This is a genomic window from Sphingomonas sp. TX0543 (assembly GCF_048565505.1).
In the GTDB taxonomy this organism is placed as follows: Bacteria; Pseudomonadota; Alphaproteobacteria; order Sphingomonadales; family Sphingomonadaceae; genus Sphingomonas.
The window spans coordinates 2398541-2418943 of record NZ_JBLZUS010000002.1 but is presented as its reverse complement, the minus strand read 5'-3'; the positions used below and the strand labels follow the sequence as shown (position 1 = coordinate 2418943).

The 20403-nt window shown below is 62.5% G+C and carries 14 protein-coding genes and 1 pseudogene; 8 read left to right on the top strand and 7 right to left on the bottom strand.

Annotation, left to right across the window (positions count from 1 at the left end; all coding sequences use genetic code 11):
- The first annotated feature begins 3 nt into the window (after window positions 1-3).
- Both ACM61V_RS12145 and ACM61V_RS12140 read left to right on the top strand, forming a co-directional pair.
- On the top strand, window positions 4-1155 hold the full coding sequence (locus ACM61V_RS12145) for an FIST N-terminal domain-containing protein (RefSeq protein ID WP_137786531.1): 1152 nt from the start codon (window positions 4-6) through the stop codon (window positions 1153-1155).
- A complete protein-coding gene (locus ACM61V_RS12140; protein WP_137786647.1) occupies window positions 1155-3401 on the top strand; it encodes a NahK/ErcS family hybrid sensor histidine kinase/response regulator in 2247 nt (748 codons plus the stop codon). The genes ACM61V_RS12145 and ACM61V_RS12140 overlap by 1 nt, the downstream gene beginning before the upstream one ends.
- Window positions 3402-3441: 40 nt before the next feature.
- Here ACM61V_RS12140 and ACM61V_RS12135 read toward each other — a convergent pair whose 3' ends face one another.
- Window positions 3442-4083: a response regulator transcription factor gene (locus ACM61V_RS12135; protein ID WP_137786530.1), complete on the bottom strand. Its 642-nt coding sequence runs from the start codon at window positions 4081-4083 to the stop codon at window positions 3442-3444.
- Between the two features lie 291 nt (window positions 4084-4374).
- On the opposite strand from ACM61V_RS12135, the pseudogene ACM61V_RS12130 reads away from it, so the two are divergent.
- Window positions 4375-4572, top strand: a pseudogene (locus ACM61V_RS12130) (TetR family transcriptional regulator); the annotation flags it as partial.
- A 27-nt stretch (window positions 4573-4599) separates the two neighbouring features.
- On the top strand, window positions 4600-5124 hold the full coding sequence (locus tag ACM61V_RS12125; RefSeq protein WP_249341518.1) for a hypothetical protein: 525 nt from the start codon (window positions 4600-4602) through the stop codon (window positions 5122-5124).
- Window positions 5125-5217: 93 nt separating this feature from the next.
- Here ACM61V_RS12125 and ACM61V_RS12120 read toward each other — a convergent pair whose 3' ends face one another.
- The 6 genes from ACM61V_RS12120 to ACM61V_RS12095 all read right to left on the bottom strand — a co-directional run bounded on the left by ACM61V_RS12120 (window position 5218) and on the right by ACM61V_RS12095 (window position 12123).
- Complete coding sequence (locus ACM61V_RS12120; protein WP_137786528.1) at window positions 5218-6417, bottom strand: LLM class flavin-dependent oxidoreductase; 1200 nt, start codon at window positions 6415-6417, stop codon at window positions 5218-5220.
- Window positions 6418-6718: 301 nt separating this feature from the next.
- Window positions 6719-7273 (bottom strand): NADPH-dependent FMN reductase, encoded by a 555-nt coding sequence (locus tag ACM61V_RS12115; RefSeq protein ID WP_137786527.1) that lies wholly within the window; start codon window positions 7271-7273, stop codon window positions 6719-6721.
- A 66-nt stretch (window positions 7274-7339) separates the two neighbouring features.
- On the bottom strand, window positions 7340-9436 hold the full coding sequence (locus tag ACM61V_RS12110) for a PQQ-dependent dehydrogenase, methanol/ethanol family (RefSeq protein ID WP_137786526.1): 2097 nt from the start codon (window positions 9434-9436) through the stop codon (window positions 7340-7342).
- A gap of 51 nt (window positions 9437-9487) precedes the next feature.
- Window positions 9488-11062, bottom strand: a complete 1575-nt coding sequence (locus ACM61V_RS12105; RefSeq protein ID WP_137786525.1) for a class I adenylate-forming enzyme family protein — start codon at window positions 11060-11062, stop codon at window positions 9488-9490.
- Window positions 11063-11223: 161 nt separating this feature from the next.
- Window positions 11224-11559 (bottom strand): cupin domain-containing protein, encoded by a 336-nt coding sequence (locus ACM61V_RS12100; protein WP_137786524.1) that lies wholly within the window; start codon window positions 11557-11559, stop codon window positions 11224-11226.
- Window positions 11560-11628: 69 nt separating this feature from the next.
- Window positions 11629-12123: a MaoC family dehydratase gene (locus tag ACM61V_RS12095; RefSeq protein ID WP_137786523.1), complete on the bottom strand. Its 495-nt coding sequence runs from the start codon at window positions 12121-12123 to the stop codon at window positions 11629-11631.
- A gap of 346 nt (window positions 12124-12469) precedes the next feature.
- On the opposite strand from ACM61V_RS12095, the gene ACM61V_RS12090 reads away from it, so the two are divergent.
- The 4 genes from ACM61V_RS12090 (at window position 12470) to ACM61V_RS12075 (ending at window position 20360) form a co-directional block, all read left to right on the top strand.
- Window positions 12470-14062: a class I adenylate-forming enzyme family protein gene (locus ACM61V_RS12090; protein WP_137786522.1), complete on the top strand. Its 1593-nt coding sequence runs from the start codon at window positions 12470-12472 to the stop codon at window positions 14060-14062.
- 79 nt (window positions 14063-14141) lie between these two features.
- Window positions 14142-16199: a PQQ-dependent dehydrogenase, methanol/ethanol family gene (locus ACM61V_RS12085; RefSeq protein WP_419714023.1), complete on the top strand. Its 2058-nt coding sequence runs from the start codon at window positions 14142-14144 to the stop codon at window positions 16197-16199.
- 151 nt (window positions 16200-16350) lie between these two features.
- Window positions 16351-18828 carry a TonB-dependent receptor gene (locus tag ACM61V_RS12080; RefSeq protein ID WP_419714022.1) on the top strand — a complete coding sequence of 826 codons (2478 nt, stop codon included), beginning with the start codon at window positions 16351-16353 and terminating at the stop codon, window positions 18826-18828.
- 110 nt (window positions 18829-18938) lie between these two features.
- Window positions 18939-20360 (top strand): tetratricopeptide repeat-containing sulfotransferase family protein, encoded by a 1422-nt coding sequence (locus ACM61V_RS12075; protein WP_137786519.1) that lies wholly within the window; start codon window positions 18939-18941, stop codon window positions 20358-20360.
- Window positions 20361-20403 lie beyond the last annotated feature (43 nt).

The following is a 20403-nucleotide window of genomic DNA, read 5'->3' as shown; positions in this document are numbered from 1 at the left end:
GTCATGACCCACGATCATGTGCGCGATGCAGCGATCCGCATCGCATCCACCCGCATCGATGATCCGCGCCGCGCCGCAGAGGATCTCTTCGCCTCGCTCGATCCGGGCACGCTGGCCGGCGCGTTGCTCTTCTGCTCCAGCCGCTACCCGCTCGATACGCTGGCTGAAGCGATCGCGACGATTGCCGGAGACGTCATCGTGATCGGCTGCACTTCCTCGGGCGAGATCACGCCGCACGGCATGGAGGAGGGGACGATCACCGCGATCGGATTTCCCGCCAGCCACTTCGCGCTGAACGCGACAAGATTTGAGCAACTCGACGATTTCGACACGGCGGAGGCCCGGCGCGCGGTCCGCGCGCTTGTCGCAAATGCGGCGGAGAGCTCGCGCGGGCTTGGCGATCACCAGCACCGCGCGGCGATCTTCCTCGTCGATGGCCTTTCCCATCGCGAGGAAATGCTGACGGTCACGGTTCAGGATGCGCTCGGCGATATTCCGCTGATCGGCGGCTCCTCAGGGGATGGTCTGGCTTTCCGGGAGACATTCGTCTTCCACGAGGGGCAGTTTCGGCGCGATGCCGCGCTTGTCGCCATTCTTTCCAGCACCCGGCCGATGCGGCTGTTCCGATCGCAGCATTATCAGCCCGGCGCGATCAAGATGGTGATCACCAGCGCGGATCCCGTGGCGCGCATCGTGCACGAGATCAATGCTGAGCCCGCCGCGAGCGAGTATGCGCGGTTGACCGGCGTCACGGTCGATCAGCTTGGCCCCGGCGTGTTCGCCGCGCGGCCGCCGATGGTACGCGCGGGCGGCGAATATTATGTCCGCTCGATCCAGTCCGCGAATAACGACGGGAGCCTCACCTTCTATTGCGCGATCGACGAGGGGGTGGTGCTGACGCTCGGCGAAGGGCGTGACATCGTCGGCGGGCTCGATCGCGTTTTCAACGAGCTCGACGAGGCGGTCGGCGGCGTGGATCGCATCGTCGCGTTCGATTGCGTGTTGAACAGGCTGGAAATGGAGCAGCATCAGCTTACGCGCACGGTTTCCGCCAGATACGTCGAGCGCCGCGTCGTCGGCTTCAATACCTATGGCGAGCAATTCCGAGCGCTTCACGTCAACCAGACGTTCAGCGGGCTGGCGATCGGCCGGTGATGGCGGCGCGCGCGATCAATGAGGGCGCGGCGGATGTCGCGCAGCTCGAGGCGGAAATCGTAAAGCTGAGGCGCATCAACGCGGTGCTGATGGATCGGGTGGAGCGCTCGACCGATCTGCAGGGCAACGCCTTCTCACTTTTCGAGACCGCAATCAGCCTCGAAACAAAGGTGCGGGAGCGGACCAGCGAGCTCGAACGGGCGCTGGATGAACTGGCGCGGACCAACGCCGCGCTGGCGACCGCGAAGGATGCGGCCGATGGCGCGCAGCTGCGGCTGCGCGATGCGATCGAAAGTGTCCGGGAAGGATTCGCGATCTTCGACGCCAGCGATCGTCTGGTGCTCTGCAATCAGGCCTATCTCGGGATCTGGCCGAAGATCGCGCCGCACATCGTGCCGGGCATCACCTTTGCGGAAATCGCCGCGCTGGTCGGCAAGGACGGCGGCACGCTGGGGGCCATCGTCGCGCCCGAACGCTGGGTTTCGGAACGCATGGCACAGCGGATGGCAACGGGAGGAGGGCATGTCCACGCCCTTGCCGACGGCCGCTGGGTCCAGATCAACGAGCGGCGGACGAGCGATGGCGGAATCGTCGGCATCTATACCGATATCACCGAGGTAAAGGCCGAGGATGCGCGGGAGCGTGCCCGCGAACTGGCGGAAAAGAGCGCGATCCTCCAGGCCACGCTGGACACGATTGTGCAGGGCGTCTGCGTATATGATGCCGCTCGCCGCCTGATCGCCTGGAACGATCCTCTGCTGGCGGTGGTCGGCCTGCCGCAGGATGGCATCCGGCTTATCATGACACACGCAGGGCTGGTCGCGGCCTGCACCGCGCTGAACGGGCCGATGGAGCGGGATGAACCGCTCGGATGGCTGGAACCTGGCGCGCCGGAAATGGTGCGGCGGCGCCACTATGCCGATGGCAAGGTGGTGGAGGTACGGCGATCGCCGATGGCCGGCGGCGGCATGGTGATGAGCTTCGACGACATCACGGCGCAGATCCGTGCCGCGCGCGTGCTGGAAGAAGCCAACGAAACGCTCGAGCGCCGTGTCCGCGAACGCACGGCTGACATTCACGAAGCGAACCGTGCGCTCAGCCAGGAAAATGCCGAGCGGCTCGCGGCCGAGGCCGCGCTGCGAGATGCGAAGACGGCCGCTGAGCAGGCCAACCTATCCAAGACGCGCTTCCTGGCCGCGGCAAGCCATGATCTGCTTCAGCCGCTGAACGCTGCGCGGTTGTTCGTGGCTGCCCTCGCCGATCGTCGCCTCGCGGCGCCAACCCGTGCGCTGGTGCGACAGGCCGGTTCCGCGCTCGATTCCGTCGAGGAACTGCTGGAGGCTCTGCTCGAGATATCCCGGCTCGATGCGGGCGCCATCAACGCGGAGCCGGTCGATTTCGCGCTGGATGGTCTGCTGCGCAGCATGAAGGCAGAGTTCGCGCCGATGGCACGGCAGCGCGGATTGACGCTGCGGATCGAACATAGTGGAATGTGGGTGCGATCCGATCCGCGCCTGTTGCGGCGTATCCTGCAAAATCTGATATCGAACGCTTTGCGCTACACCGATGACGGCTCGGTCGAGGTGTCGACGGCGGCGATGGGTGACATGCTGGAAATCGCGGTGGTCGACACCGGACGCGGGATCGCGGCGGAACATCACGCCAAGATATTTGAGGAATTTCATCGCGTCGGGGATGAAGGGGGCGCACGCGGCATGGGGCTCGGGCTCGCCATCGTGCAGCGCGCTACTCGAATGCTGGGCCATCGCATGACCCTCGAATCGGCGCGAGGGAAGGGTGCGCGCTTCGCCGTTCATGTGGCGATCGGTGCCCGGCGGACCGAGAGCGGGCCGATTGTCGACCCACGCCGGCGCGGTCAGCTCGAGGGCATGAGCGTGCTCGTCATCGACAATGACACTGCCATTCTGGAGGGGATGGGCGCGTTGCTGCGCGGCTGGGGGTGCTCGGTTGCCGGCGCCATCGGCACCGAGCCGGCGATCGCGGCGGCGGCGCTATGTCGGCCTGATGTGATCATCGCGGATTATCACCTGGACAACGGCGCTACCGGCGACGCCGCGGTGGAAGCGGTTCGGCGGCTCTATCCCGTCACGATCCCTGCTATCATCGTGACGGCGGATCGAACACCCGAACTGCATGTCCAGCTGAACGGTATCGGCTTGCACGTCCTGCGCAAACCACTGAAACTGGCCCAGTTGCGGGCGCTGCTTACCGCGCTGACCAGCTGAGCGGGATCGCTGATTTGCGGCTCATCCATGCCGTGATGCGCTAGGGTTCGCCGCCATGGTGGAATTTGCTGGCCAGCATGGCCGCCTGCGTCCGGCTTACCACATGCAGCTTGCTCAGAATCGCGGATACGTGCGCCTTCACGGTCGTGATCGACACGCCGAGGTCATAGGCTATCTGCTTGTTCAGTTTGCCTGCCACGATCAGCTGGAGCACGACATGTTGCTGCGGGGTGAGCGTCGCAATCCTGCGAGCGATCTGCCCCGTCTCTTCATCGGGATGCGACCCGTCATCGGCGCCTTCAGGTGCGTAAATGCCGCCGGCGAGCACGTCGGTTAGCGCCCTTACGATCTCCTCGCGCGGGGACGACTTCGAAACGAAGCCCGCCGCGCCTGCCGATAGCGCCTTTCGCGCCAGCCCGGTTTCCTGGGATGCGGACACGATCACCACCGGAACCCACGGAAAGCGCCGGCGAAGCTCGATCAGGCCGGACAGGCCGCGCGATCCGGGGATATCGAGATCGAGCAGAACGAGTTCGATCTCGATATCTTGCTGGATCGCATTCATCGCCTCGTTGAGCGATGACGCCTCGACCGGAACATAGCCTCTCAGGCCCGAGCTGACCATGAAGCACAGCCCGTCCCTGACCATGGGGTGATCGTCAACGATCAATATGCGTTCCACGTCATCCTGCTTGTTCCAGACGGTCTATCGGTCAGTGCGCTTCAAGCGGCCGTGCCCGCGAGCAGCCCATCATGAATATGCGGCCAACACCGAAAATAATCTCCCCTGCTGCGTTTTGCGACCCTTTCGATGCGGTCGTTCGGCGCGCAGACATGGGGCCGCGCCGACTGCCCGGTAGTGCGGCCTTCCCGTAAGACGGTGCGCCCCCTTCGATCCAGCGCGTTAACTTGACTTGAACGGAATGGTTGCGCATCGAAAGCCATCTAATACCAACCTTTCTGGGCAGCGCAGATGGAAGTTAACTATATAAAATATCTCGAGGGGGAAGTTCGTGCTGCACGTGGCAAAAAGAAGAGCGATCGTACGCGGCTGCGGCTTAAGGTGGGACTGGCGAAGAGCTTAGAGGAGTTCGGATATCATGCCCTGCGTCTTTCTGATGCAACCGAGGCAGCCGGCGTAGCTGAATCCACGATCTACTTCTATTTCAAGGATCGTACCCAAGCCATTCGGGAAATCATGCTCGAATTTCTCGAGGATTTCATGCAGACGCATATCGATCTGCGCGTCCGGCAGTTTCCCCGTGCGCGCGGCGAAACTCCGTTCGAGCGGCTGCGCCAATCAATATTGATCTGGACCGAACTTGTCCGCGCAAATCCGGGCATGATGCGCTGCGTCGTACAGATGGGCGATGATGACCTCAATTTCCGGCCCGACGTACAGCGCTTCAACATGCGGCTTGTCGTGCGGGTGAGCGAGCGCGTGCTGCGTTATCGTGCGCGCGAGGACAAGGATATCGCGGTACTTTACACCTTTTCCGTCAGTGCGATGCTGGATGACCTCATTCGGCGATATTACATACATCCTGACGCCGAGCTTCGGTCGATCGTCGATCGCGTCGGCCCGGCGGAAGAGGTAATCGCAGACGTCGTCGCGACAATCTGGATGAAGGTTCTTTATCCCGAGGCGCTGTTACCGCAAGGCACCGATGAAGTTATCGGCGCGATCCTGAACTGGACCACTCCCTCTGCCATCACCGGCTGAGGCCGTACTTTAACTGACCAGATGCGGCCGCCGACACTGGAAAACTGCGGGCGCCCAGTTTCGCGGCGCCCGCATTCCGGCCTTCAGGAGAGATCAGCTATCGGTCTTGACGCCCATCGCCGCGAGATATTCCGGATTGATATTGTTCGTTCCCTTTTCCGCGACGTGTTGCGCGATGCGCACACCGACCGACGCCTGAACCTGCTGCACAAGCTCTTCGCGTCGATCAGCAGCCCAGTTCCATGACGCAGACCGATTGGTCTGCGACTTCTTGAAATGGGGGCGGACGTGACGTGCGATCAGCTCGTAGCTGCGCTTCTTCTGCTCCCAATCCGCCCAGTTGGTATCGAAGTTCAGAAACGTGCCGAAGCCGCCCGACTGATTTTCGAGACGCTCGATCTGCGCGATGGCATCGTCCGGGGTGCCGATCACCGCGAACCCGGATTCGATCAGCGCCTCAACCGGATCAGCCCCCGGCGGAATGAGCGAGAGTGCGGCTACGTCGCTGAAATAGCGCGCCCACTCCTGGATGCCGAATTCAACGTCTTTGCGCGCCTGCTCGCGCGTTTCGGCGATATGCATCGGGCCGGCGAGCCGCCATTTGGAGCGATCCATGGTATGACCGTGCTCGGCAGCCGACTGTTCCGCGATCGCCCAGTTGGACGCAAGGGTGTTGAAGCCGCCGACCTGTGTAGCGGCGACCGACAGGATCGAGCCACCGATCTTGCCTGCCGCAACCGATCCGCCGGGGGATGCGACGCTTGACACGACCATTTCGATCGACGGGCGCGAATACGGGCGTAGCTGCAGATGGGCATTATTGAGCTCGAACCAGTCGGTCTTCTTCGTCACCCATTCTCCGCGGAGCAACGCCGCGACCACTTCGACCGCCTCATCCATCCGCTTGCGGCTTTCGGTAACCGGAATGCTGAGCATCTGCGCGTCGGTAGGCAGCGAGCCTGGGCCCATGCCCAGTACGACACGGCCCTTGGTGACGTGATCGAGGAAGTTGATCCGTTCCGCCGTCATCAGCGGATTGTGGTAAGGCAGCGAGATCACGCCGGTAGCGAGCGTGATGCTCTTGGTGCGCTCCGCCGCGATCGCGATGAACAGTTCGGGGCTGCCAACCAGCTCCATCCCGCCGGAATGATGTTCACCGATCCACGCCTCGTCAAAACCGAGCTTTTCGAGATAGACCACAAGTTCGAGGTCGCGTTCGATCGCCTGACCTGCGTCCTCGTTTAGCGAATGATACGGGGCAATGAACGAACCGAATTTGAGATTGTCAGACATAATTCTCTCCTGTGCGGTAGATATCAGCGGGTACTGCCATTCGTCGCGTGTGTGCGCTTCGCCCTGTCGCCGACGCTGTCGGTACTTCATCGCGAGGCGGTGATCGAGACAGGGCTTCGATCCCAACTGGCGGTTTCGAGTGCAGCATCAAAAAGCACTTTCGGCTAAATCGGGGCGCTGTCAAGCGACGGGACCCTCGCTGATGGTCAATCGGCGCACCATGACGGCGTGGTGTCTCATTATGGCCCCACAAGAGGGATTTTGGGCACACATCACGACCCCGCTTATGGTGCCGGATGTGTCACGAGCGGGTGATGAAGCCGATCAGCTGGTTTGCCTGCGCCGTGATCGCGGCAGCGAGTTCGCGGTCGGCGATCGAGCCGTCGCTGGCGAACGGCTTTTGCACGATCGAGTTTATCGCGATGCCCAGCGGTGTCGGCCAACCCCGCATGGCGTGGACGATGCCGCGCAGCGCCGTCAGCGTCACTCCGGTGGCCTGCCATCCCGCCGCACTCACCACCAGACCCACCGGGCGACCTTCAAAATAGGGACGGGAATCGGTCCGCAGATCTTCCAGCAGATCGATCGCGTTCTTGACCAGGCCAGACACGCCGCCGTGATAGCCCGGCGATCCGATCACGATGGCATCGGCGCTGCGTACTGCCTCGGTGAGGCGTTGCTCTGCCGCATTGCGCTCGGGCGCCTCGGGGTTGAAATGAGGCAGTTCGCGCAGTTGTGCGCCGCCGAACATCTCGGTGTCCGCCCCGGCGGCGGCGCACGCCGCCAGCACCGCCGCCACGATCCGCTCGGTTGACGATCCGTCACGCAACGTGCCGCCGACACCCACGATCTTCATGCAATTCTCCTTAAGACACTGGAAAGCGTGGGCAGATGGTCGAGGCCCGCGGCAGCCCTTGGCCAACTAATCTTTCGGGACCGTTTCCCGAGCCCGGAAGCGGATATACTGATAGATGGTTTGCAGCTTCTCGTCGCTCATGTTGTGGAATTTGGGCATACCACGGGATGCCAGGGCACCACCCTGCACGATCATCTTGAGCGTCGCCATGTCAGCGGCGGCGGCGGATTCGCGCAATTCGGGGGCGCCGCCCAGCGATTTGGCGTTGGCACCGTGGCAATAGCCGCAGTTGAGCGCGAAATTCAGTGCTCCCTGTTGCACCGTCGCGGGATCGAGCTTCAGTCCTGCGACGTCCACCGGCTTCATGCTGAAGTCAGGTGGCGCGGTCGGCGGCAACGTCGCCTTGCCATCGAGCGCGAAAACGACGAGCCTTCGCGGCTGGGCGCCGAACTTCCATCCCGCCTGGAAGAAGTCTCCGCCCTCGCCGGCAGCGCCGCCCCAGCCGACGAGCAGCGCGACGAACTGTCGCTTGCCGACCGCATAGGCGATCGGCGCCGCTACAACGCCAAGACCGACGTTATACCGCCAGAGCTGCTGGCCGGTGGAGGCATCATATGCGATCAGATATCCATCCTGCGTGCCCTGGAATACCAGATTGCCCGCGGTTGTGGCGGTGCCACCGGCCCAGGCGAACGGGTAATTGACCGTCCAGCGCGGTTTCTGCTGAACCGGATCCCACGCCACCAGCGCCCCTTTGCCGTCGCGCGGATCCTTCGGATCGATGCTGAACTCCCACAATACGCCTTGCCCGGTCGACGCGAACGAGCCCTTGGTCTCCTTGACCAGCGCGAGCGCCTCGGGCGGGCGCGAGAATTTCGCGCCGATCTGATGGGTGGGGATATAGAGAAGGCCGGTTTGCGGGTTATACGATATGGTCTGCCAGTCGTGCGCGCCCAACACCCCCGGATACATGATCCGCGGCGCCTTTTCGTAACGGATGTCTTCGCGCTCGATCGGTCGCTTTGTCCTGCGATCGAACCCGTCGGCCCAATTCTGCTTTCCGATCGCTCCGGCCGAGATCAATTGCCCGTTGGTTCGATCGATCACGTAGAGGAAGCCGTTCGAGGGCGTCTGCATCACAACCTTGCGCCGCACGCCATCGATGGTGAGATCGGTCAGGATCATCTCCGACGTCGCCTTCCAGTCCCATGCTTCCAATGGGTTATACTGGAAATGCCATTTGTATTTCCCGGTCTTGGCATCGACCGCCACGATCGAATTGACGAACAGGTTATCCTTCCGGCCATCCTGCCGGTGAGGGTAATCATACGGGCCGACATTGCCCGCGCCGATGTAGACGGTATCGAGCTCCCGATCGTAGGTCAGGCCATTCCATGGCGTACCGCCGCCGCCATATTTCCACCATTCGCCCGACCATGTCTTCGACGCGATCTGGGTCGTTTCGTCCTTGTCGACTGCCGGGTTGCCGGGAACGGTGAAAAAGCGCCAGACGATCTTGCCGGTCGTCGTATCCATCGCGGTGACATAGCCGCGCGCGCCGAATTCGGCGCCGCTGTTGCCAATGATGACGAGATTGTTGAACGCGCGCGGCGCGCCGGAGCTCGTCGCCACCGTGCCGGGTGCGCGGAAGCTGGTGGACCACAATTGCTGCCCGGTCTTGGCGTCGATGGCGATCATCCGCGCGTCCTTGGTCGCGACGAACACCTTTCCATCGAGATAGGCGACGCCGCGATTGGCGCCGTAGAAGCGCGGGCTGTCCGGGCCCATATGATCGGCAGCCTGCGCGTCGAAGGTCCACCGCATCTCGCCGGTAGCGCCGTCGACGGCATATACATTGCCTTGGCCGCCGGAAAAATACAGCGTCCCGTTCACTGCCAGCGGCGTGGCCTCCAGCAGCGATTCGTCCGGAAGATCGACCGAGAAGGCAAGCTTCAGGCCGGCGACATTCCGGTTGTCGATCTGCTGCAACGGGCTGAAGCTGGTTTCCTGATAGTCACGCCCGTGGCCCAGCCAGTCAGACGGCGTATCAAGGGAAGATCCTGCCGCGGGCGCCGGCACCTGGCCCACCGGGTCCGCGCAGGCGGCAAGCGCAACCGCGACCGGTGTCAACGTCAGCCACATTAACCTCGTCCGCATCGGCATCACCCCCTCCTGCGCGGGTACATTTCAGGCCCGCGATTGTCGCCTCGTTCGTCAGTTTTCCTGTCGGGCTTCATTCTTGAGGGTATTTTTGTCGATCTTGCCGATGGGGAGGAGCGGCATATCGGGGCGCAGGACGATGCGTTTGGGCACCTTGTAGTTGGCGAGGCGCTCGCGACAGAAGGCGATGAGTTCTTCGGGCGAAACCTCTGCCTGCGGGAGGATGTAGGCGACGCCGACTTCCTGCCACAGTGGATCGGGGATGGAGACGACGGCGGCGGCGGCGACGGCTGGGTGCGCCTCGAGCGCGACCTCGATTTCGCGCGGATAGACGTTGTACCCGCCGGATTTGTACATTTCCTTGAGGCGGCCGACGATGCGGTAGCGGCCGTCGGGGCGCTGCAGGGCCTGGTCGCCGGTGCGGAACCATCCGTCGGCGGTGAAGGCATCGGCGGTGGCATCGGGCCTGCGCCAATAGCCGAGGAAGGTGTGGGATGAGCGGGTCTGCACCTCGCCCGGCTCGCCCTGCGGCACGATCGCGCCATCGGGATCGACCAGCCGCACCTCGACGCCGGGCAGCGGCAGCCCGACCGAGTCCGACAGGATCTCCACATCGTCCGTCGGCGATACATAGGTGATGACGGTGGTCGATTCCGTGAGGCCGTAATTGGTCGACATGTTCGGCTGAATCGTTCGCAACCGTTCGATCGCCTCGCGCGGCATCGCGGCGCCGCCCCAGGCGATCATCTGTACACCAGACAGGTCGAACCGCGCGAAATCGGGCAGCGCCAGTTGCAGGTGGAACGTGCTCGGCACCGAACCCCAGACGGTGATGTTTTCCCGCTCGATCAGTTCAAGTGCGGTGGCCGGATCAAAATGCTCCAGGAACACCAGCTTGCCGCCCGAGGCAAATACGGGAATGCTGACGTCCACGACGCAGCCGACGTGATTGATCGGAAAGAAATTCAGCGAATTATGTGGCGTGACCGGCCACACTTGATTGTGCACCACTGCCGCTCGCACGAGGCCGTGGTGATGGAGCAGGGCACCCTTCGGCGCGCCGGTCGATCCGCTCGTGTAAACGATCAGGCAGGGGTCGCGATCCTTCGCAGAGTCGCGCGCTGCGATGCGCGCTTCTTGCGATACGGCAGCGCCCTTTTCGAGAAACGCGGCCATCGGCTCTATGCCATCCACCGGCGGTTCGCCGGCAAATGCCACGACATGTCGGATGGCAGGACATGATTTGCGCAGTTCGTCGATCTCCGCCGCGAACGACCGCCCTTCGATCTCCGTGCGGGTGAGCATTATGCACGGCTCCGAATCCGTCACGACATGGAGCAGTTCCTGCAACCGATATTTCGGATTGAGGCCTACCCAGATAGCACCGACCGAAACCGTTGCCAGGAAGGCGATGAAATAGTCTGGTCGTGGGGCTTGCAGGGTTGCGACACGGTCACCTGTCTGCACACCCGCCGCGATCAGGGCCTTGGCAAGGCTTTCCACCGCATCATGCAGTTCCTCGAAGCTGATCCGGCGATCGCCGGAAACCAGCGCGGTCTCTTGTGGCCGCTCCTTGGCATGGAGTGCTGCATAATCACTGATACGCGGCAGCGCAGGCGGGATCGGCATCGGAAAAGACCTTGTATTTGCTCTATCAGGGAAACCGATCGGAACGATGTTGATCCGATCGGACAAGCGCGAAGGAAGCTGTCAGGCGTGCAGTTCGATCTCAATTTCTAAGGCGATGACGCCCCGCATGCGATCTTGCCATGGACAGCCCGCCACGCGGCCTAACTGCGTACAGTCTGCGTGCTCAAGATCTCTTCATCTACCTCGAGCCGCAAACTTTGACCCTTGGCGATCTCAATATAGTCGCCGGGATTAAGTATGACCGAGGCGCCCCCGCCGATACTGGCGCGACCTTTGCCGGCGTGCACGAAGAAGATTTCCTCATAGGGCACTTCGGCCCAGAAATAATCGCCGGGCTGCTGGCGGCTGATGGCAAATGCTACCCGGCGCTCTTCATCGCGCATCAGCACGCGGAACATCGACTTGCCGTTGCCCCGTGCGTCACGAGCTGTCGGGGATTCCTGAAAATGAGCGATATCCCAAAGATCGTCAGCCATCAAACACCTCTGCTCACTGTCTGTTTTGTCGTTACCGCGCACCACCGTCTCCGGCGGATATGATCGAACCTAAAGCGTCGAGTAGGTTGACGGGGGAACGTAAACCGAGAGCCAGGTACCCGCGAGCGCAGGGCGATCCTCGCCCTCGATCTCGACGAGGCAATCGTACTTTTGCGTGAAGCGACCCTTTTCGTCCGGCTCGCGGCTGGTGAGGGTGAACTTGCCGCGGACGCGAGAATTGACGCGCACCGGGCTAACAAGGCGCATGCGATCGAAGCCGTAATTGAGGAAATATCCCTTGTCGAAATCCTCGGTGCCTTCGTTGTCCGTGGCGGTGTGCATGAAATGGGTCATCAGCGACATCGTCATGAAGCCGAAGGCCACCGTGCCCTTGTACGGACCCTTCGCGGCGAATTCAGGATCGACGTGCATCGGATCGTTGTCGAGGGTCGCGCGGCTGAAAAGATCGATCAACTCCTGATCGATCTTTACCCAATCCGAGGTAAGTTCCGATCCAACCGCAAGGCCAGGCACCGTTTCTGGTGCATTATTTACAAGATCCATCACCACTGCTCCTATTTTTTCGAATGATGCATCGAAAACGAGGGCCTTGTCAATCTGGCGACTTGGACGCGGCGTGAAATCGTGTCATTTCGGAAAACCTATATATAACAGCATTATACTGCATATCTCAAAGGGCCGCCGATCGTCTGCAGGGCGTTTTTCGCTGGAAAATCGACCGGATTTTAAGCGTTGACAGGCTCAGTCTTTGATTGGTAACTCAGAAAATAGCTGAGCGGTTGTTCGGTCGTGCGGGACGATCAAGCGCACGGGATGTCATGCAAAACGCGGCGACGATCGCGGGCGCGCCATCGATACCCGACGTTTTTCGGGGCTCAGGAGAGATTTTATGGTCCAGCCGCCCGTTCTGCACCGCATTAGCGACTACACTGCCTGGCATGCCGCGCGTTCCGCGGACGAGGTGGCGCTGGTCCTGGAAGATCAGCGGGTAACCTTCGGCGAGGTGCATGATCGGGTCGAAGCGCTGGCGCGGGCGTTGCTCGCGGCAGGCGTCGGCAAGGGTGATCGCGTGGCGACGCTGCAAACGCCGTGCCCGGATTATTTCATCGCTTTTCTGGCAACTGCGTCGATTGGTGCTATCTGGGTCGGGCTGAACCCGAAATGCCGGCTGCCGGAACTGCTGCACGTCGTTACGGACTCCGAGCCGAGCGTCATGCTGGTCCGCGCCACGGTCGGCGATCGTTATTACGGTGAAGATATCGCGGCTCTGCGCGAGGCCTGCCCAGCGGTGCGCCATGTCGTCGCATTCGAGCAAGGTCTTGGCGATGGCGCAGAGAGCCTTGGCCATGGCGTGGTGAGCATGGCATCATTCCTGGCCGCCGGCGCCGCGATATCGGGCGAGGCGTTGGCCGCCGCACGCGCTGGCTGCGGCGATCGGGATCCGTGCTTGCTGGTCTATACGTCGGGATCGACCGGCGCGCCGAAAGGCGCTCTGCTGCACCATCACGGCGTCATCCAGGCCGCGCACCGGCACAATGCCGAGCGGCCGGTCTCCCGGCGGGTGCAACTGAACTATTACCCGATCAACCACATCGGTTGCGTCGTGGACGTCAGCATTCCGGTGTTCGTATCGGGCGGCAAGCTGGTGTTCCTGGAGCATTTCGATGCGGTACGCGCGCTCGAGCTGATCGGGGAGGAGGGGGTTACTGTCTGGACCTCGGTGCCGAGCACGTTCCACCTGCAACTGGCGCTGCCCGATTTCGCGCGGTTCGATCTCTCGTCGGTCGAGCTGATCGCCTGGGGCGGCGCGGCGATGCCGCGCGAGGCGATCGAGCGGTTGCGCAGCATCCGCCCGCGCATGACGACCAATTACGGCCTCACGGAATCGACCACCGTCATCACGAATGTTTCGCCGACGGACGATGTGGAGATCCTGTCGAACTCGGTCGGGCTGCCGCTGCCCGGCGTCGAGGTGCGGCTGGTCGGCCCCGATGGCGCGATCGTGCCGCAGGGCGAGCCGGGCGAGGTGCAGACCCGCTCATCCCACACCTTCCTCGGCTATTGGCGCAGGCCCGATGCCACCGCCGATGCCTTCACCGCCGACGGATGGTTCCGCACCGGCGACCAGGCCCTGCAGCGCCCCGACGGCCGCTACCGCATCGTCGGCCGCCTCAAGGAAATGTACAAATCCGGCGGGTACAACGTCTATCCGCGCGAAATCGAGGTCGCGCTCGAGGCGCACCCAGCCGTCGCCGCCGCCGCCGTCGTCTCCATCCCCGATCCGCTGTGGCAGGAAGTCGGCGTCGCCTACATCCTCCCGCAGGCAGAGGTTTCGCCCGAAGAACTCATCGCCTTCTGTCGCGAGCGCCTCGCCAACTACAAGGTGCCCAAACGCATCGTCCTGCGCCCCGACATGCCGCTACTCCCCATCGGCAAGATCGACAAAAATGCCCTCAAGAATGAAGCCCGACAGGAAAACTGACGACCTCACCGCCTCGCTATCATTCATCGGCGGTGCCTATCTTGTCCCTGCCCATTGCCATCTAATGGAAAACGATCTGATGAAAGCTTCTCGTCATCTCGGTATCGGCGCCCTGGCCCTTTCCAGTGCGCTTGTGCTTGCCTCCTGTTCGCAGGGTGGCGCCGTCCCAGCCGATACAGCATGGTCGGACCATGGCGGTGATCCATCGGAAAAGCGGTTCAGCCCGCTGACCCAGATCAACGCGTCGACGGTCGGACGGCTGGGCCTGGCTTGGTCGCTGGATCTTCCCGACGAAAATTCGCTCGAGGCGACGCCGATCGAAGTCGCCGGGACACTGTACTTCAGTGGCGGTACGGGAAAGGTCTACGCTGTCGACGTCGTTTCGGGGAAGCAGAAATGGGAATATGACGCCGCTCCTGTAGAGCACAGTTCTGAACGAACGTTGCGCATCTATAATATCAATCGCGGCGTGGCTTATTGGGATGGCAAGATCTATTATGCCTCCCGGGACGGGCGGATGATCGCGCTCGATGCGAAGACCGGCAAGGAAGTGTGGGTCGAGCCGTTCCTGATCGCCGGTGACGGAGCCACCAGCACCGGGGCGCCGCGCGTATTCAAAGGCAAGGTCATCATCGGCAACAGCGGCGCGGACAGCGGCGCACGCGGTTATGTCACCACGATGGATGCGCGGACGGGCAAGATCCTGTGGCGCTTCTTCACCGTTCCGGGGAACCCGGCGGTGGACAAGGATGACACCACCAAAATGGCGGCCGGCACCTGGGCGGGCGAATGGTGGAAATACGGCGGGGGCGGCACGCCGTGGAACGGCATCACCTATGACGCCGAATTCAATCAGATCCTTATCGGCACCGGCAATGGCGCGCCGTATAACTGGCGTTTCCGCGCGCCACCGGGGAAGGATAACCTCTTCCTTGCTTCGGTCGTCGCTGTCGATGCGGATACCGGAAAATACAAATGGCACTATCAGTATAACCCGCGCGAAGCGTGGGATTGGAAAGCGACGACCGAAATCATCCTGGCCGACGTTAAGTTCAAGGGGCAGGATCGCAAGGTGCTGATCCAGGCGCCGACAAATGCGTTCGCCTATATGATCGATCGCAGCAACGGAAAACTGCTTACCGCGGAAAAGGTCGGCAAGGCCAACTGGGCGGATCGTATCGATCTCGCCACAGGGCGCCCGGTGGAGAAGCCTGGCATCCGGTACGAAAGCGGTAGTGCAACAATATATCCGGGGATCGCGGGCGGGCATAACTGGATTCCCGGTTCGTATAACCCGAAGACCGGACTCTATTATATTCCGTATCTTCAGGTCGGCATGAAATTCACCGAGACCGCGCAAACACGCGCGCGTCCCGATGTCGATGTGAAGAAGAATCGCTACATCTACGGTATCGATATCGACTCGGTATTTGATCCGAAGGACCCGCTGGACGGCAAGGGCGCGCTGATCGCCTACGATCCGGTGGCGGGCAAGGTGCGCTGGACGAACCCGCTCCAAGGCGCCGGCGGCACGGCGACCACAGCGGGCGGCCTTGTATTTCAGGGCGATATGGATGGTATCTTCCACGCCTGGGATGCGACGAGCGGCAAGGAACTGTGGCGGTTCGATGCCAAGCTCGGCATCACCGCGCCGCCGATCACCTATGCGTTCAAGGGCAAGCAATATGTGTCATTGCTTGTCAGCCCGGCCGGGATGTACGGCGAGAACGGCCGGCCGAACGGCTGGGTCTACGGGCTGCAACCGCGCCGTTTGCTGACATTCGCGCTCGACGCGAAAGCGCAGCTTCCCGCGACGCCGCCGCGTATGATGAAGGCCGAGGCGCTGGATGATCCGTCGATCAAGCTGGATCCGGCCCGGGTCGAGAAGGGTGGCATCCTTTATCATCTCCAGTGCACCTTCTGTCATGGCGCCACGGCCGTCGCCGGCGGCACCGCGCCCGATCTCCGCGGTTCCAGCGCCGCGCTACAGCGCGAGAGCTTCCGGGCCATCGTGAAAGGTGGGGCGCTGACGTCGCGCGCCATGCCGCGTTTCGACAAGATCGACGATGATGAGCTGGAAAACCTTTGGCAGTATATCCGCTTCGAAGCGCGAAACGCGAAAAAGAATGATAAGTAATTATTTCTAAACAAGACCATCTTCCCGGCAAAACTCATAGAGAAGTTAGATCCGGGAAGTGTCGTAAGATTACCGACAAGATTAAAGCAAATACAAAGGGAGGTTTATGATGGAAAAGGGAAGCATTTTGGGAGCCTTTAAGAAAGGTGGCATGCTCCTTCGCGGCGGGGCAAGTGTTCTGGCGTTGGTATCCGCAGGGCAGGCTTTTGCCGATCCTCAGACCTCGCCCGCGGCCCCGGCACCTGCGGCCGCAAGCCCGCAGGAAGGTGCGGCGTCAGGCGACATCGTCGTCACGGCAAGCCGTCGCGAGGAGACGGTGAGCAAGCTTCCCTTCAACATCTCCGCCTATGGCGCGCAGCAGTTGGAAAAGGCGAATATCAACAGCGTCGCCGCGCTGACTCAGCAGGTGCCGAATTTCGTGATTGAGGATCGCGGCAGCCGCTCGATCGCCTCGGCGATCCCGGTTATCCGAGGCCTCAATGCCTCGCAGCCGGCAGTGAACAGCGCGCGGTATTTCCAGAGCCCGGTCGGCTTCTATTACGGCAACGCTCCCGTCACCGGCTCGCTGCCGCTGTTCGATCTTGAGCGGGTTGAAGTGCTGCGCGGCCCGCAGGGCACGCTATACGGTGCCGGCTCGCTCAGCGGCGCGGTGCGCTTCGTGCCGGCAGCGCCGCGGCTCGACAGCGTCAGCGGTTTCGTCACCGCATCGGGCACGGCGGTCAACCATTCGAAGGACGTGGGCTATTCGATCGGCGGCGCGCTCAACCTGCCGCTCGGATCGACGCTGGCGCTGCGCGTGAGCGGCAAATATGATTACACGCCCGGATTCATCGACCAGTTCGATATCCTGAAGCGCACAAACAACGATTATGCGGCCGGCATCCCCGTGCTCGCCGATCCTACCGACGTTGCAGGCAGCAAAGCCGTCTACTTCAACAAGCGCGATGTGAACTATTCGCGGACCACCTCGGCACGTGCGGCGTTGCTGTGGAAGCCGACGCCGGAATTCAGCGCGACCGCATCCTATACCTATTCGCGGATCAAGGGCGTGGGTGGCCCGCTCGACAATGCGGGCTACGCCGGCGGCCCGTCACCCATGGACCCGCGGGTGCAATTGACCCCGACCGGGCCGTACCAGCGATCTAGCCCGATGCTGGAGCCTTTCGAGCGGACCAGCCAACTCGCCGCGCTTGACCTGTCTTACGATGTCGGGTTCGCGACACTCTCGTCCACGCTGGCTTATGGCAAGACAGAGGGCACCGGCATCAACGATTCGACGAACACGCTGCTCGGATCGCCATATGCCTTCTACTACACGGGCGTACCGGCAAATCCGCGCACCGTCCTGCCGACTGCAAACATCGATCGCGAGCGCTCGTATACCGAGGAGGTACGGCTGGTATCCAACCCCGGCGGTCGCTTCGACTATATCATCGGTGCGTTCTTCCAGCAGCAGACCCGGCGCATCATATTGCAGGTCTACGATCCGGGCGCCGATGTGCAGAGCGCCGCGGCCAATGGCGGCTCGACCGTGCCGATCGGTCAGGGTGGGACGTATGTCCCGCTGTTGCCGGGCACGCAGCTGGCGTACAATCAGGATACCACGCAGAAATTCCGCGATTATTCCGTTTACGGCGAGTTGACCTTCCACGCGACCGACGCCTGGCAGATCACCGGCGGCGCGCGCGTGTTCCATCAGACGTTCGACAGCAGGCTCCTTGCACAAAGCTCGTTCTACAGCTTCTATCCCATCAGCCAGACCAACGATTTCAAGAAGACAAGTCAGATCTTCAAGGTCAACACGTCCTACAAGGTGGCGCCGAACGCGCAGATCTACGGCACATGGTCGCAAGGGTTCCGCCGTGGCGGTGCCAATGCGTTCCCGACGGCGGGGCCCGTGCAGGAGCCGGCGCAACTGCTGACCTATGCACCCGACAAAACGAACAACTTCGAGGTCGGTATCAAGGGTAGCGTGGCTGGCATCCGTTATTCGTTCGATGCCTTCTACATCAAATGGGACAAGCCGCAGATCGACCTGTTGACGCCCTATGTGCTGACTGCCGTGGTCATCAACGGAAGCAAGGCAACGTCGAAGGGGCTGGAATTCGAAGCGAGCGGGCAACTGCCGCTGGATGGCCTTTCCTTCAGTCTCGGCGCCGCCTGGGCGAAGGCCAGGCTGTCGCAGGATTTCGTCCTGCCCTCGGGTGATGGTGCTGGCGGGATTGTTCCGAATGCACTCAATGGCCGAAAGGGCGACCGTCTGCCCGGCGCGCCTGATTATAGCGGATCGGCGACGCTGAATTACGAGGCCCGGTACGGCACGGATCTGCGTGTGACCTATTCGGGCGGCGTCGATTATCGCAGTTCGACGGTGAACCAGCTGGCAAACCTCAGCCCGGTCTCGCCGACGCGGAGTGCGCCGGGCTATGCGCTGCTGCGCGCGAGCATCGGGTTCGACTGGCAACAGTGGCAGGTGCAGCTCGTCGGCACCAATCTGGCGGACAAGCGGGCGGTCATTTCGCCAAACGTACGCACGCTTTCGTCCTATCAGATCCTCGGCGATTGGGCGAACACCTATGCGATTGTAAGGCCGCGTGAATTCAGTTTGCAGGTCACGCGCAAATTCTGATGTCGGGCAACGCTCCCTGGTGCCGGTCGGGCATCGGGGAGCGTTTCTCTTTGCATTTCCGGCCAGCCCGCGCACCAATGGGGCTTTGGCCGATTTGGTAATTGCGACGGGTGAGTGATCTGACGACGACACAGCGATTGGCCGATCTTCTCGCGCCCGCTCGCGCCGCCGCAGCGCCGCTGCGCGCCGCGTCCCACCTGCATGCACGCTTGGCAACGATCCTGGGCGCGCTGGGGCACCGTGCGGAGGCAGTGAGCATATTGGATCGGGCCGCGCAGCTCGCGCCCGGCCGGGCTGAGGATTTCGAGGCGCTGGGCTTCGCGGCGTTCGGGCTGGGCGAACATGAGCGGTCGAACGCCTTTTACGCCGCCTTCACGCTGCTTGCGCCCGGCGATTCCATGGGCTGGTACAATCTGGCGACGAGCCAGCGCAATCTTGGCCAGTTCGATCAGGCGGCGCATTCGTGCGAACGTGCACTTGCGCAGGATCCCGCGAATGCCCAGGCCGCGCTGCTGCGCGCGCATGTCCGCACGCAGTCCGCCGCCCGCAACAATGTCGACGATCTCCGCCGCCGCCTTTCGTCGCAGGCCGCGCCTGCGGCCCGGATTTTCCTGCACTATGCGCTCGGCAAGGAGCTGGACGATCTGGCCGATCACGACGCTGCCTGGGAAGAGTTCCGGCTCGGCGCGGCGGCGCGCCGGGCGAGCCTGCGCTATGACATCGCCGAGGATGTTGGTAAACTCGCCCGGATCGCGCAGGCGTTCGATCGTGGGCGTCTGGGTGATGCGCCGCCGCTCGAGCCAGGGGTGCGACATGCATTCGTGATCGGCCTGCCGCGATCGGGGACGACGCTGGTGGAGCGGATCCTGACCGGGGCGAAAGGCGTCCGCTCCAACGGTGAAACGGATATGCTGCTTGCCAGCCTGATGGCGGGAACCCCGCAGCAGGGTGGCGACATCTTCGATCGCGTCGCCCGGGCCGACGGTCCTGTCGTGCGCGCCGATTACGCGCGGCGGGCCGGCGCGGAAGCGGCGCTCGTCATCGAAAAGCTGCCGCTGAACTATCTTTATGCTGGCGCGATCCGGCTGACCATGCCCGATGCGCGGCTGATTCTGCTCAAGCGTTGCGCGGGCGACAATCTCTTCGCGATGTTCTCCACGTTGTTCGGCGGCGGCTATCCGTTCAGTTACGCGCTTCCCGATCTGGCGACCTATTATGTGGCCTATTCGGAGCTGATGTCGCATTGGCGCACGGTCTTGGGCGATCAATTGCTGGAGGTCGGATACGAGGATCTGGTGGAGCGCCCGGCCGAAGTCGGGGAGGGCATCGCGCGCCATGCCGGGATCGGCTGGCAGGAAAGGATGGTCCGCGTTGAGGAAAACGCCAGCGCCACCGCGACGGCCAGCGCCGCCCAGGTGCGCCGCCCGATCTATCGTTCGGCGGTTAAGCGCTGGCACGCATATCGCCGCCAGCTCGCGCCGTTGGCGGCCGCGCTTGAAAAGGCCGGGATCGATATCGATGCGAACGGTTGAGGGCTCTGAACGGGCCTGCGTTTCACGCAAATGTGGCGCGGCA

What these genes read in the sequence shown, in the direction of transcription:
- ACM61V_RS12145 (WP_137786531.1), top strand. Translation starts at nt 4, where the DNA reads ATGACCCACGATCATGTGCGCGATGCAGCGATCCGCATCGCATCCACC.
- ACM61V_RS12140 (WP_137786647.1), top strand. Translation starts at nt 1,155, where the DNA reads ATGGCGGCGCGCGCGATCAATGAGGGCGCGGCGGATGTCGCGCAGCTC.
- ACM61V_RS12125 (WP_249341518.1), top strand. Translation starts at nt 4,600, where the DNA reads ATGCTCGAATTTCTCGAGGATTTCATGCAGACGCATATCGATCTGCGC.
- ACM61V_RS12120 (WP_137786528.1), bottom strand. Translation starts at nt 6,417, where the DNA reads ATGTCTGACAATCTCAAATTCGGTTCGTTCATTGCCCCGTATCATTCG.
- ACM61V_RS12115 (WP_137786527.1), bottom strand. Translation starts at nt 7,273, where the DNA reads ATGAAGATCGTGGGTGTCGGCGGCACGTTGCGTGACGGATCGTCAACC.
- ACM61V_RS12110 (WP_137786526.1), bottom strand. Translation starts at nt 9,436, where the DNA reads ATGCCGATGCGGACGAGGTTAATGTGGCTGACGTTGACACCGGTCGCG.
- ACM61V_RS12105 (WP_137786525.1), bottom strand. Translation starts at nt 11,062, where the DNA reads ATGCCGATCCCGCCTGCGCTGCCGCGTATCAGTGATTATGCAGCACTC.
- ACM61V_RS12100 (WP_137786524.1), bottom strand. Translation starts at nt 11,559, where the DNA reads ATGGCTGACGATCTTTGGGATATCGCTCATTTTCAGGAATCCCCGACA.
- ACM61V_RS12095 (WP_137786523.1), bottom strand. Translation starts at nt 12,123, where the DNA reads ATGGATCTTGTAAATAATGCACCAGAAACGGTGCCTGGCCTTGCGGTT.
- ACM61V_RS12090 (WP_137786522.1), top strand. Translation starts at nt 12,470, where the DNA reads ATGGTCCAGCCGCCCGTTCTGCACCGCATTAGCGACTACACTGCCTGG.
- ACM61V_RS12085 (WP_419714023.1), top strand. Translation starts at nt 14,142, where the DNA reads ATGAAAGCTTCTCGTCATCTCGGTATCGGCGCCCTGGCCCTTTCCAGT.
- ACM61V_RS12080 (WP_419714022.1), top strand. Translation starts at nt 16,351, where the DNA reads ATGCTCCTTCGCGGCGGGGCAAGTGTTCTGGCGTTGGTATCCGCAGGG.